Genomic DNA, 12,129 nt, shown 5'->3' with positions numbered 1-12,129 from the left:
ACACCACGTGATCATTCCGGGGCCGTCGTCATGCCCGGAAGGCAGATCACGACCGTCACGCATCACGCATGATCAGCCACCCGACAGGCTCTGAGAGACGCCGGAGTGGCCTGCCGGGGAACGACTGGCAGACATGTCCGGCATATCCCGCAGAGTAAGCCTGTCCAGGCACGGACGCCTCCGGGCGCGCTGCAGGCGCTGCGGCGTGCTGCCCAGGACTTTCGAACGTCACCCCGCGCCGTGTCGCGACGGCTGCCCCGGGCCGCGGATCACTTGCTGGAGCTGGAGTACGGCAGCAGCGCCATCTCGCGTGCGTTCTTGATCGCTGCGGCGACCTGTCGCTGCTGCTGGGCGCTGATACGGGTGACCCTGCGGCTGCGGATCTTGCCCCGGTCGGACATGAACTTCCGCAGCAGATCAGTGTCCTTGTCATCGATGTAGGTGATCTTCGCCGCGTCGAGCGGGTTCGGTCGGTTCTTGGCGGGCTTACGGGGCTCCTGGCGTCGCGCCATGGGTCTTCCTTACGGGGGTGGGTGCTCGGGTGCGTGAGGCGGTCAGTGGACCGGGTCGAGAAGCGCGTCGAATGAGGCCGGCAGGTTCTTCCATGCCGCGCGGCCTGCTTCGTACTCGTCGTCGGTCAGCAGGCAGGAATCGAGCAGAGCGGTCAGTCCGTCCCGGTCGAGGCCGGGAGAGATGAAGACCAGGTGCTGGCAGCGGTCGCCGTGCTCGGGGTGCCAGTCCAGTGCGGCGGCCGCTCGTCGGACCGGCGGAACCATGTCCCAGGCGGCGTCCGGCAGGGAGGCGAGCCAGGGGCCGTTGTTCTCGACGCAGAGCGCGCCGCCCGCCGCGTCCCAGGACAGGAGGGTGTCGGGACGGTCGGCGAGCCAGAACCGGCCTCGGCTGCGGGCGGCCGCACAGCTCAGGTCCTCCAGCGCGTCGTACAGGCGCTCGGGATGGAACGGGCGGTGCTTGCGCCACACGAGAGTGCTGACGCCGGCCTCCTCGGCTTCCTGGGGCAGCAGGGCGCAGGCCGGATGCTGGCCGGCACCGGCCGCTTCCACGTCGAACCCCGCGAGAGCCAGCTTCACCAACTCCTGGGAACCGGCCGCTGCCTGCGGTGCCGTCGGGTGCAGCTGACCGATCAGTGCCCGGTCCTCCTCGTCCGCCCGGTCGCTGCCCACGAGGGCGACAGCCGACGCGTACTCCAACTGCCGGGCCCAGGTGTCTCCGATGGTCCGCTGATCGGTGGCCGCTGCTGCGAGACCCGCCTCGGCGAGGTCGTCACCGTTGACGAGGTAGGGCAGCACGAGGGCGGGATCGACGGCGGTGATCACACCGGTCACCTCGACCAGGCCCTCACCGTGTGCGGCGATGACCTCGGCCGGCCTCTCGCCCGCCACCGTGACGCGGCTGACTGCTCAATGGCAGCCCGACCACACGGCATTCATGGACCGGGAGCTGTCCGCCACGGACTACGTGTACGTCTGGGCGGACGGCGTTCACCTGCGCATCCGCCTGGAGGAGGCGAAGGCCGCGGTCCTGGTGCTGATGGGGGTACGCGCGGACGGCACGAAGGAGCTGATCGCGATGACCGACGGATACCGCGAGTCGTCGGAGGCATGGGCGGGCCTGCTGCGGGACTGCGCCCGCCGGGGCATGCGGGCCCCGGTCCTGGCCGTCGGCGACGGCGCTCTCGGCTTCTGGAACGCGCTGAGCGAGGTCTTCCCCGACACCCGCCATCAAAGGTGCTGGGTTCACAAAACCGCCAACGTTTTGGACGCGCTGCCGAAGTCAGCCCAGCCCGCGGCCAAGCGTGCGATCCAGAAGATCTACAACGCCGAGGACAAGGAGCACGCGGCCCGGGCCGTGCGCGACTTCGAACGGGCCTACGGGGCCAAGTACCCCAAGGTCGTCAAGCGGATCACGGACGACGAGGACGAACTCCTGGCGTTCTTCGACTTTCCCGCCGAGCACTGGATCCATCTGCGGACCACCAACCCGATCGAGTCGACCTTCGCCACCGTGCGTCTGCGGACCAAGGTCACCAGGGGCGCCGGCTCCCGCGCGGCCGGACTGGCCATGGTCTTCAAGCTAATCGAGTCCGCTCAGGCCCGCTGGCGAGCCGTGAACGCGCCCCACCTCGTTGCCCTTGTCCGGGCCGGAGCCCGCTTCAAACGTGGTCAGCTCGTTGAGCGCGAGGAGCGGGCAGCCTGATGGACACCCCAAATCCGCTGACCGACGAGGAACTCGCCGTGATCGAGGAGCTTGCCGGTGCTGCGACTCCCGGCCCCTGGCACGTGCGCCAACTGGACGACGACTTTGCCATGAGCCTCGTCGCCATCAGTACTGTCCCCGACACCGGAGCCGGCGAACGCTGGCCAGACTTCGACCACCGGCAGATCGTGGCCGCCACCCTGGTTCAGCAGCCACGATATGTCGACGTCGCAGACGAACGCTGGGACGAGAACGCCAACTTCATTGCCAACGCCCGCCAGGACATTCCCCGCCTGATCGCCGAGATCCGACGTCTCCGCCGCCTCCTCGAAGCCAACGGTCAGAAGCCTGAGGAAGGCTGAAGCGCACCACCGATCCACAGGAATTGACAATTACTCCCGATTTTCGAGGCTGACGTGGCATGGTCTGAACACGTGGTGGCGCGAGACCGCGTCCGGCTTGTCTGCCGGGACTGGGGCGGGTCTGGACAGTCCCTCGTGTTGCTGTACGGTCTGGCCGGTCACGCGGGTGAATGGGACGTGCTGGCACGGAGCTTGAGCTCCAGATATCGGGTCGTCGCGGTCGACCAGCGCGGGCTCGGCGCCAGTGAGCGCCACCCGCGGAACGTCTCCCGCGCCGCCTACGTCGCCGACGTCACAGATCTTGACAATTACTCTGCCAAAAAAGGCGGCTCCAGCCCAAAAGCCGCTACGCCGACCGCTCGGTACCGTTCACGGCTTCATCCTGACGCGGACTCGCCGACGTGACGGCCGCTCTCGCCGTGCCATCCAGCCTCTTTCGCTCAGCGGATGTTGAAGGTGGCGATATCGCGGGCTGGGGCGCGGAAGGTGTCGTAGGCGATGGGGGCACGTTCGACCAGGATGTCGACGCCTGGGCCGGGGCCTGGGACGTAGTAGGACCAGGCAGGTCCTTTGAGGGCTGGCCCGCACAGCCCCTCGGGAAGCTCGCCGTCGTCCTGGCCGAGTCCGTAGGCGCCGCCGTAATGCTTGTCGAACAGGGACTCTCCCTCCGGGACGAGCCCCGCGCGGTGCAGGTAGTCCGGCATCTGGTTGCTCAGGAAGGAGACCCGGGCGCTGCCGTTCTCGGTGACGTAGTGGATGTCCGAAGCGTCGGCGGGGATCGGCACGCCTCCGGCGGAGATCACTTTTGGTAACATCGTGTCGCTGCCCTCACAGGCTCGGGCGTCCCCGAACGGATGGAACAACTCGTCCTGGAACAATCAGACGAGGCTTCCTGCTCCGAGGGCGAAGATGGCCACCACGACCGCCAGACAAGACAGTCGCCGCCCCATTCCGGAACCTCCGCGGTCCGTGTCGTCCACATCCTGCATCTCGTGGGAAACGGCTCTCCCGCCGGCCTCTTCCGCGTCGAACATGACCGCCCCCATCAGATGTGCTCGCACGTGATCACCGCAGCATAGGGCGACCGGGATACGGCTGATCCACCCCCTCGTGGCTACGAGGTCATCACGAAGGAGGCGGGAGAGTGGTGAGCAGGGTTGCGGGCGTTCTACCGTGAGGGCGGATCCGGGGGGCGCGATGAGGCATCTGTGGCCGCGAGGGTTAATGGCCGTGGTGGTGGGGCTGCTGGTGGCGGGCTGTTTCGCCCCGCCGCCGCCGATGTTCGGCGACGGTGAGGCGGTGCCCGAGGAGGCCTCTCGTGTTCCGCTGCCGGTGCGGCCGGGCCCCGATGGCACCTGGGCGCTGAACGCCCCCTCGGCGGGACTGCTCGGCCAGGGCCGCACGCTGGTCCGCCGGAATGGCACAGAGAACGAGGGCTGGCGGCTGACATTGCCGGCCGAGTTCACGTTGACCTCCCATCAGCCCGGCGCGGCGCACTCCGCGCTCGTCCGTGGTGACCGTGTGGTGCTGGTCGGCGGCAGGGACGGCCGCCGGGGGCCGAGCGCGATCGCCGGGCTCGACCCGGAGCGGGGGCTCCTGACCTGGCGGCATGCCTTGCCGCCCAGCAGCCAGGTTTTCCTGTTCGAGAGCAGCTTCGAGGTGCTGACGGCGGTCTGCCGCCCCGGATCCTGCCGCCTGACCGGCTGGAACGCCTGGTCGGGTGAGCGCCAGTGGACGCGCGCGGTGTCCGGGGCGGTACGGGTCGTGGACGCCTGCCCGGCGAACGAGCTTGCCACCGCCGACGGCCGCCGCGGGGACGGCTGTGGGTCGTATCTGGTCACCCCCGACCGTGTCGGCACCGTCGACCCGGACGACGGCCGGGTGCACTGGCAGGCGGGGCTGCGGCCGCCCGACGGCACCGTTGACCGAATCATCAAGGCCAACGACCGGGTCATCATGGCTACCGCACCGGCCAAGGGCAGTTGCCGCGCCACCATCCTCGCCAGCGGGGTGACATCCGGTGACGGGGACCGCGGCTGGCGGTACAGCTTCGTCTGGGACCAGCCTCAGGCCCCGCGCGACGCGCGCACCGGATGCCGCTGGGACCGCACTCTTCCCCTGACCGCCGGCTTCCACATGGTACTGCCTGACGCCACAGGCGCCCTGGTCGTCGATCCCTACTTCGGCACCCTGCGCCCCTCCCGGCGACTGGCCCCCGGCGAGTACCTGGTCACCGACGGCACCATGAACAAGATCATCCGCGCGCCCGGCCGCCCGGACCGGCTCCTGGACGCCGGCGCCGACCAGCTGGTCCGCCCCCACGGGCTGAGCCCCGCGGCGCGGTCCGTCACCCGCAACTTCTGGCAGGACGGTCGCCGCCTGCTCCTGCTGGACTACCGGGGCAATACCCTCTGGAGGGGCACATCGGACTGCCAGGCGTTCCGGCACGACAAGGGCAAAGGCGGCCCGCTCACCTACTGCGACGGCAACGACCTGGTGACCCTGCGTCCCGTGCACAAAGACTGACAGCCCCGTACGACCGGGCGGCAGGCACCGGTTGGTGGCCGACCAGGTGGGCAGGGCCGCGCCGGCCGGGTGGCTTGTCGCACATCCGCCCCACGAACCCGGGTTGCGAAGCAGACGGCCTTAAGACGGAACCCATCCACCGCGGTCACAGGCCAAAAGCGGATTGGCCCGGAGCTTGCGAGCAGTTCCGTCCACAGGATTTGACAATTACTCGTTTGACCGGGGTGTCTTTCTCACACAGCGTCGGCCGTTGGCCGGGGGCGGCGCCCCTGAGGGACATCGGCCGGCTGCGAACACGCAACGAGGGCCGCGACCTTGAGGCCGCGGCCCTGCCGCTGCAGCGAGGGTCCGAGGGGAGTGTTCGACCACTGACGATACGGCCGTGGTCGCGGAGGGCCGGCTCCCACCAACAGGCCCCCGGAGTCACGCTTCGGGTTGACCGCTCGCGTCGATGCCGGGCCCGGGGCTGTTGCTCCGAGCCCGGCGCCGGTCGCTGGGCGACTACAGGTTCCGCACCCGGATGTTGCGGAACTCGATCAGGTCGGTGTTGCTGTGGTTCTGCAGTCCCAGGTACCCGCTGAGGAACTGACGCAGGTCCGTGGGCGGGTCACCGGCACGGGACGAATTCTTGCCGGGCGTGTTGTCGAACTCGTTGATCACCACGCCGTTGCGGATGATCGTGTAGTGCTGTCCGACCGCGCGCACCTCGTAGTCGTTCCACTGGCCCTTCGGGGTCACCCCCGCCTTGTCCAGGCCCACCGGCTTGAAGTTGTACACCGAGCCGGTCTTCTGGACCTCGCCCGTGGCCCCGTCGTAGATCTGGATCTCCTGGCCGCAGTAGATCGCGACCCACTCGGGGGCGGTGCGAGCCGAGCCGACCGTCCCGCAACTGCCGGCCGGGCGGTCGGCCAGCGGCGTCCGCGGGTCCGGGAACCGGGTGAAGACCCCGCTGTTGGCGTTGCTGGTGCCCGGAGCCACGTCCCGGAACTGGAGCCTGACCGAGAAGTCCTTGAGCTCTTGCTTGGCGTACCACAGCATGCCCAGGCCGCCGGAGCCGCGGATGGTGCCGTCGGGCTGGAGGGAGAACTTCCCGGGGCCGGCCTGCCGCCAGTCGGCGAGGCTCGCCGCGGTCCCGTCGAAGAGGGGCTGGTACCCGACGACCTTGCCGATCTTGCTCTGCGCCGCCGCCTTGCTGATCGCCGACGACTCGCGGTTGTCGAGGACGTCCTCCTTGCGGAGGTCGTTGACGACGGCGTTGACGTGGCTGACGAACTCGCCGTGGTTCGGCCAGGATGCCTCGTCGTCGATCAGGTCGTTGACGGTGCAGCCGCCGCCCGCGCGGTGGTTGGCCACGCCGGTGTCGGTGTCGAGCAGCTTGACGGTCGGACGGGCGTCGGGCGCGGGGCAGCCGGCCTCGGCGTCGAACGTCGCGGTGGCCTTCTCGCCGTCGGCGTAGGTGACCGTCAGCTTCGCGTGGTACGTGCCGTAGTCGGCGTAGGTGTGCGTGGGGTTGGCCTCGTGCGACGGCGCGCTGCCGTCACCGAAGTCCCACTCCCAGGCCACACCGCCGACCTTGGCACCGGAGAACGCCACCGTCTTGGGCTTGCTCTGGGTGATGACGCGCGCCCCGGCGTCCTGCGGCTTCGGGGTGGCCGGGCCACCCTTGTAGGTGATGCGGATGAGCTTCTGGTTGGAGTGCAGGCTGAAGAATCCGCCCGCGTAGTCGAGCATGTACAGCGCACCGTCGGCACCGAACTTGGCGTCCATCCAGCTCTGCAGCTGGGTGCCGCCGCTGCCGGGCGCGATGATGCTGCGCAGGTCCTCGCCGAAGGCCGGCGCGCCCGCGTCCTTGACCTGGTCGGGGTCGACGGTCACCGCTACCCGGTTGTTGGAGTTGGACTCGTCACCGATGAACCACTTGTCCTCCCAGTACGCAGGCCAGGCGACACCGCTCTTGGTGTCCACCTGGGAGCGGTGGTAGGTCGGACCGGACATGATGGCCTGACCGCCGCCCTTGAGGTAGGGCTGGGTGTAGGTGGCCTCGCTGTCGACGTAGCTCGGGACACCGCTGCCGTCGGAGCGCTTGGGGAAGACCGGGCCGCCGCCCTGGGGCGAGTACCAGATCATGTTGTCGCGGGCCGGCGGGATGTCCACCAGGCCGGTGTTGCGCGGCGACTCGTTCTTGAGGTGGTCGCAGTCGTACCAGCCGGTGAGGACACTGGCGTCGGTGTTGCTGCGGTCACGGTACGGCTGCCGGTTGCCCATGCAGTACGGCCAGCCCTGGTTGCCCGCGGAGGTGATGATCGTGGCCGTCTCGTACTTGGCCGGGCCCAGCTCGGGGCTCGGGGCTCCCGCGTCCGGCCCGACCCAGCCGGCGTTCAGCCAGTTGTGCACCGGGTCGACGGAGAGCCGTGCGATGTTGCGGACACCCATCACGTAGATCTCGGGGCGGGTCTTGGCCGTGCCCGGCGGGAAGAGGTTGCCCTTGGGGATGGTGTAGGTGCCGTCGGGCTCGGGGTGGATGCGGATGATCTTGCCGTTGAGGTCGTTGGTGTTGCCGGAGGTGCGGCGGGCGTCCTGGAAGGAGACGCCCTTGTAGTCCTGGGTCCAGTTGTTGCCGGAGTAGCCGCTGGAGCCGCCGGAGGAGTTGCTGTCACCGGAGCCGATGTAGAGGTTGCCGTCCTTGTCGAAGGACATGCCGCCGCCGGCGTGGCAGCAGCTGTGGATCTGGGTGTCCCAGTGCAGCAGGTCCTTGCGGGTGCCCCGGTCGATGGACTCGGTCGCGAAGTCGTAGGTCAGCCGGGAGACCGTCCGCTGGCCGATGCGCTTGTCGCGGTCGATCGACTCGTGCGGCATCCAGTAGATGTAGATCCACCCGTTCTTTTCGAACTTCGGGTCGAGGGTGACGCCTACGAGGCCTTCCTCGTTCTTGACCAGCTCGTCACCGCTGCCCCGGTTGCCCATCACATCGAGTGTGGTGAGCAGCTTGACCTTCTTGGTCTTGGGGTCCCACTGGTGGATGGTGCCGCAGCCCAGGCCGACCTTGGGGTCGTTCCAGGAGCTGATCGGGCCGGACGGGCAGGCGGCCTTGCCGATGTAGAAGGCCTTGCCGTCGGGGGCCATGGTCAGACCGTGCGGCTCACCGATCTGGTCGAGCTGCCCCGCCTGGTTCTGGGCGGTCAGCCGCTCGGTCGTGTAATTGGATGCGATGGTCGCCTGACAGTCACCGCGGACCATGCCGGTGGTCCACTCGATGGCGCCGAGGAGGTGGCTCTGGAACTTCGTGTCGGTGGTGTAGCTCTCCTCGGTGCGGCCCATGCCGGTGTAGAAGGACCGGCCGCCGTCGTAGTCCCGACACCACGAGATCGGGTGGAACGGGCCGTTGGCGCTGAGCCCCGGCTTGTACTTCCCCTCCTCGACCTGGGCAATGGTGTGGACCTTGCCGATCGGGTTGGGGTCCCAGTTGATCCACTGGTCCGAGCGGGTCCAGTTGAGCGGAAGTCCCTTGTTGGCGGGATGCTGGCGGTCCGTCACATCAATGACGGCCTGCTGGACCTTGGAATCCTGCGGGGGCGTCGGTTTGGCACTGAAGAGCCGCAGCTCGGCCAGCTGGGTCAGCGGCTCACCACTGTTCGCGGTGATATCCAGCCGGTAGTGCTGGTAGGCCGTGCTGTTGGTGAACTGGAACTGCCTGGTCTGGAACCGCGACGAGAAGGTCTCTCCGGTCCGGGTGTCCAGGGTCTTCCAGGTCTCGCCGTCCTGCGAGCCCTGCAGCTTCCAGTCCTTCGGGTCCCGTCCCGAGGAGTCGTTGGCGGAGGTCAACGCGTAGTTGACCACCGCGACGGGCTTGTCCAGCTTCATGGTGACCCAGCCGGTCGGCGTACGGGCCAGCCACTTGGTGTCGTTCTTGCCGTCGAACAGCTTGTCCTTGGTTTCGTTCGGCGGGTTGTCCTCGTTGACCGCGCTCTCGACGACCTTCTCGGGGTCGGGAAGGCCGAGGGCCGGGCGTGTGCCGATCAGCCCGGTGAACCAGGAGGAGTCGGACTGGGCCTGGGCGGCGTCGTGGACGCCGACGAAGCCGCCGCCGTTGTTGATGTACGACTGGAACGCGGCTTCCTGCTCGGCGTTGAGCGTCACGCCGTCGGCCGACAGGAACACCACCCCTCGGTACTTGGCGAGGTCGGCGGTGCTGAACACGCTCGCGTCCTCGGACTCGACGACCTTGAACCCGTTCTTCTTGCCGAGGTTCTCGATCGCCGCCGTGGCCTTGTTGACCGGGTCGTCCTGCTTGGCGGCCGGTCCGTGGAAGACCAGGACGTTCACCTGGGTGTCGGTGGCGGCGCCCTGGTCCTGGCTGACGCTTTCGACGGGCGGCTGCGCCTGTGCCTGCACGGCCGGCAGCCCGGACAGCCCCACCGTCAGTGCGGCGCTCGACAGCAGAACGACCGCGCGGCGCCAGGGCCACGCGTGACGAGAGGTCCCCGCAGGACGTGACGGCGGCGATCCGCGTCGTCTCGACAGGGCGAACCGGTCTCTCTTGCCCATGTTTGCTCCTTGACTCGATCCGGAAACGGAAGAGCGATCAGGGGGTTGGAGCGAGGGCTGCCGCAGGGGCCCCGCCCGGTGTGCGCCGGGCGGTCACGCTGCCCGGGAAGGATGGGGGTGCCGGAGAGCAGGGAGGTCAGGTTCTCCTCCGGTCCTGGCGGGCGAGGACCGACCGGCGGCAGGCTGGTACACGCCCGTCAGGCCGTCAGGCAGGCCTGACGGGCGTGGCTTCGGGGGCGGAGCCCGCATCAGGACCCCGCCGTTGCCTTCTAGTGGTGGGGCATGCCGCCGGGGACCGTGCCGTCGGCCTCGGTCACGAGGAAGATCCCGGCCATGCCCATGTCCGCGTGGCTCTGGACGTGACAGTGGTACATCCAGGCACCCGCGCCGACCCGGGCACCCGCGATCACCTGGAACCCGAAGGAGTCCGCGGGGCCGACGGTCTTGGTATCGATGACCCGGCTCACGTCCTGCGGACCCTGCAGGATCCCGGTGCGGTTGTCCACCCAGCGGTGGCCGTGCACATGGAAGGTGTGGAAGAAATCCCCGTGGGTGATGACGATGAACTCCACCCGCTCGCCGCGGACGGCCGTGAAGGTGGGGGTGTCGTGGTGGGCCTTGTTGTTGATCGTCATGTCGTTGAACACGACCGTGAACTGCTTGTCGGGCAGCACGTCGCCCTTGCGGCGCACGATCACGGGGCCGTACAGGCCCTTCTTGAGGCCGCCCGTGCCGTGTTCGGTCCCCACGTTGTGATCGTGATAGTGCCAGTAGCCGGCGCTGCCGGCCTCCCACGTTCCGTCGTGGTTCGGTCCCGGGGCGTGGGTGCGCCAGACGTAGGTCCGCCGGCCGCCCGGCTCGACAACGCTGTCGTTCATCTTGGTGCCGTCGCTGGCGACGTCGTAGTCCACGCCGTGCACGTGCAGACTCGCGGCGACGGCCAGGTTGTTGACGACCTCGATGTGCATCGTGTCGCCCTCGGTCAGCTCGATGAGCGGGCCGGGAATCGACGCCTTACCGGGCTCCAGGCCGTAGCCCATCTGCCCGTTCGGCAGGTTCTCCATGTACAGCGTCAGCTCACGGACGGTGCCCTTGTCGCTTCCTTTACCGCTTCCTTCACCGGGCTTGTCCTTCTGGGCGGCGGCGGTGGCGCCGAGCACCGTGGGCACGACCGCCGCGGCGGCCGCGCCGGTGGCGAACGCTCGCCGGGAGAAGAGGCGTCTCGTGCCTGCGCCTGAGTCGGTCATCGCTCTCCAATCCTCGAAACGCGAAGGTGCCCGAAGGCGTTTCGTGGTCGTGGTGTGAGCCGCCGACGACGGCAGCTGTCCCGTCACGGCGGTACGCGGTGGTGCGCCGGGCGTTCGGCCCCGCGAGGCAGGCGGGGCGGTTGCAGGACCGAACTCCGGTGGAGACGGTCTGACTTGGCCGGACCCCGGTGGAAGCGGTCCGGCTTGGCTCGATGTGCCGGCTACGGCCGGGATCGGATCGGCTGGGCGAAGGGGATTCGCCTCGGGACCTGGACACCGTAGCGAGCACGCATCCAGTTTTTCCAGACTCAGGTCAAAGTTGGTTGGATTCTCGTCATAGGTCTTGGCGGATAGTCAAAAGACCCGCTAACTTCCCATCGTTGCCGCATTGAAAGAGGTTGCGTGAACCCCGCCCTCGGGTTCGCGGTGCCAGCGGCCTCGCAGCGACAGGGGCGGATGCCGCCTGTGCGTGAGTGACGGCGACCCCCGCCGTCGTCGCGCGCGGGCGACCAACCGCAGCGCGGCACTCGCCCCGTTCCGCCCAGGGCGCCGGTCCGGTGAGCGGGGTACTCGCGCCTCGAACGCGCTCATCCCGGCGGCTGACCTTCCACCCGGCGGGACCGCGAGTCCTGCGCGGTGCCGCACAAGCGAATTCCCGAAAGGTGCAGCGGTGTTCAGAAGACTGCTCCATGCCCAGACGGATCCGCCCCCCTCAAGATCCGCGCTACGTGACCGATTCAGTGAGCATCCGGTGCTGATGGCGCTGATGGCCGTTGTCTTCACGGCTTTCGCATTGGCGGTTCCGGCCGCGTACGCGGCGGCGAATCGCGCGGAGGAGACCGCAGCGACCCAGGTGCTCACCTGGACGGCCGGCGACGATTACATGAAGTACACGTCAGCCCCCACCACCGCGGTGGCGGGCAAGGCGACCATTGTGTTCGAGAGCAGCGCGGCGACCGGCAACACGACGGGGTTGACGCACACCCTGACGTTCGACGTCTCGAGCCCCGACTACAACAACGACGTCAGCCTCAACATCCTGGCGAGCCCCTTCGATTCCGAGGGAGGCAGGCACACGGCCGAAGTCACCCTCAAACCTGGCATCTACCGCTATTTCTGCGCGATGCCGGGCCATCAGATGATGACGGGTGAGCTCATTGTCACCGCAGCGCCCGGCGACGACACCACTGCGCCGGACACGTCAGCGACGGTGTCGGGGACGAAGGACGCCGCCG

General features: G+C 68.5%; 7 protein-coding genes and 6 pseudogenes. 5 read left to right on the top strand and 8 right to left on the bottom strand.

Features of this window, described 5'->3' with window-relative positions; genetic code table 11:
* Positions 1-269: 269 nt before the first annotated feature.
* The gene (gene rpsR, locus ACFVV1_RS32320; protein WP_389996601.1) at positions 270-512 is read right to left on the bottom strand and encodes a 30S ribosomal protein S18; all 243 of its coding nucleotides are present in this window, start codon (positions 510-512) and stop codon (positions 270-272) included.
* Between the two features lie 42 nt (positions 513-554).
* Positions 555-1,382, bottom strand: a pseudogene (locus ACFVV1_RS32315) (GTP-binding protein); the annotation flags it as partial.
* Between ACFVV1_RS32315 and ACFVV1_RS32310 the strand changes: the two are divergent.
* The 3 genes and pseudogenes from ACFVV1_RS32310 to ACFVV1_RS32300 all read left to right on the top strand — a co-directional run.
* Positions 1,375-2,214 (top strand): annotated as a pseudogene (locus ACFVV1_RS32310) (IS256 family transposase); the annotation flags it as partial. The pseudogenes ACFVV1_RS32315 and ACFVV1_RS32310 overlap by 8 nt on opposite strands.
* A complete protein-coding gene (locus ACFVV1_RS32305) occupies positions 2,214-2,576 on the top strand; it encodes a hypothetical protein (protein WP_114245046.1) in 363 nt (120 codons plus the stop codon). The pseudogene ACFVV1_RS32310 and the gene ACFVV1_RS32305, both read left to right, overlap by 1 nt.
* Positions 2,577-2,630: 54 nt before the next feature.
* Positions 2,631-2,870, top strand: a pseudogene (locus ACFVV1_RS32300) (alpha/beta fold hydrolase); the annotation flags it as partial.
* Between the two features lie 146 nt (positions 2,871-3,016).
* Here ACFVV1_RS32300 and ACFVV1_RS32295 read toward each other — a convergent pair.
* Together ACFVV1_RS32295 and ACFVV1_RS32290 are read right to left on the bottom strand one after the other, a co-directional pair.
* Entirely contained in the window at positions 3,017-3,379 is a 363-nt protein-coding gene (locus ACFVV1_RS32295) for a hypothetical protein (RefSeq protein WP_389996598.1), read from the bottom strand.
* A 75-nt stretch (positions 3,380-3,454) separates the two neighbouring features.
* Positions 3,455-3,610 (bottom strand): hypothetical protein, encoded by a 156-nt coding sequence (locus tag ACFVV1_RS32290; RefSeq protein WP_389996596.1) that lies wholly within the window; start codon positions 3,608-3,610, stop codon positions 3,455-3,457.
* Between the two features lie 163 nt (positions 3,611-3,773).
* Here ACFVV1_RS32290 and ACFVV1_RS32285 point away from each other — a divergent pair, with 163 nt between their 5' ends.
* Positions 3,774-5,102, top strand: coding sequence for a hypothetical protein (locus tag ACFVV1_RS32285; protein WP_389996593.1), 1,329 nt, complete (start codon positions 3,774-3,776; stop codon positions 5,100-5,102).
* Positions 5,103-5,603: 501 nt separating this feature from the next.
* Here the strand turns inward: ACFVV1_RS32285 and ACFVV1_RS32280 are convergent.
* The 4 genes and pseudogenes from ACFVV1_RS32280 to ACFVV1_RS32265 all read right to left on the bottom strand — a co-directional run.
* Positions 5,604-6,737: pseudogene (locus ACFVV1_RS32280) on the bottom strand (family 16 glycoside hydrolase); the annotation flags it as partial.
* Between the two features lie 9 nt (positions 6,738-6,746).
* Positions 6,747-8,696, bottom strand: a pseudogene (locus ACFVV1_RS32275) (ThuA domain-containing protein); the annotation flags it as partial.
* 3 nt (positions 8,697-8,699) lie between these two features.
* Positions 8,700-9,647 (bottom strand): annotated as a pseudogene (locus tag ACFVV1_RS32270) (ThuA domain-containing protein); the annotation flags it as partial.
* 269 nt (positions 9,648-9,916) lie between these two features.
* Positions 9,917-10,894 carry a multicopper oxidase domain-containing protein gene (locus ACFVV1_RS32265; protein ID WP_389996590.1) on the bottom strand — a complete coding sequence of 326 codons (978 nt, stop codon included), beginning with the start codon at positions 10,892-10,894 and terminating at the stop codon, positions 9,917-9,919.
* A 757-nt stretch (positions 10,895-11,651) separates the two neighbouring features.
* Here ACFVV1_RS32265 and ACFVV1_RS32260 point away from each other — a divergent pair.
* A partial coding sequence (locus ACFVV1_RS32260; RefSeq protein WP_389996627.1) for a plastocyanin/azurin family copper-binding protein occupies positions 11,652-12,129 on the top strand: 478 nt, incomplete at its 3' end.

This window comes from Streptomyces sp. NPDC058092 (assembly GCF_042884935.1).
Classification (GTDB): domain Bacteria; phylum Actinomycetota; class Actinomycetes; order Streptomycetales; family Streptomycetaceae; genus Streptomyces.
This window is presented reverse-complemented; position numbering and strand designations above follow the sequence as displayed.

What these genes read in the sequence shown, in the direction of transcription:
- ACFVV1_RS32290 (WP_389996596.1), bottom strand. Translation starts at nt 3,610, where the DNA reads ATGTTCGACGCGGAAGAGGCCGGCGGGAGAGCCGTTTCCCACGAGATG.
- ACFVV1_RS32265 (WP_389996590.1), bottom strand. Translation starts at nt 10,894, where the DNA reads ATGACCGACTCAGGCGCAGGCACGAGACGCCTCTTCTCCCGGCGAGCG.
- rpsR (WP_389996601.1), bottom strand. Translation starts at nt 512, where the DNA reads ATGGCGCGACGCCAGGAGCCCCGTAAGCCCGCCAAGAACCGACCGAAC.
- ACFVV1_RS32305 (WP_114245046.1), top strand. Translation starts at nt 2,214, where the DNA reads ATGGACACCCCAAATCCGCTGACCGACGAGGAACTCGCCGTGATCGAG.
- ACFVV1_RS32285 (WP_389996593.1), top strand. Translation starts at nt 3,774, where the DNA reads ATGAGGCATCTGTGGCCGCGAGGGTTAATGGCCGTGGTGGTGGGGCTG.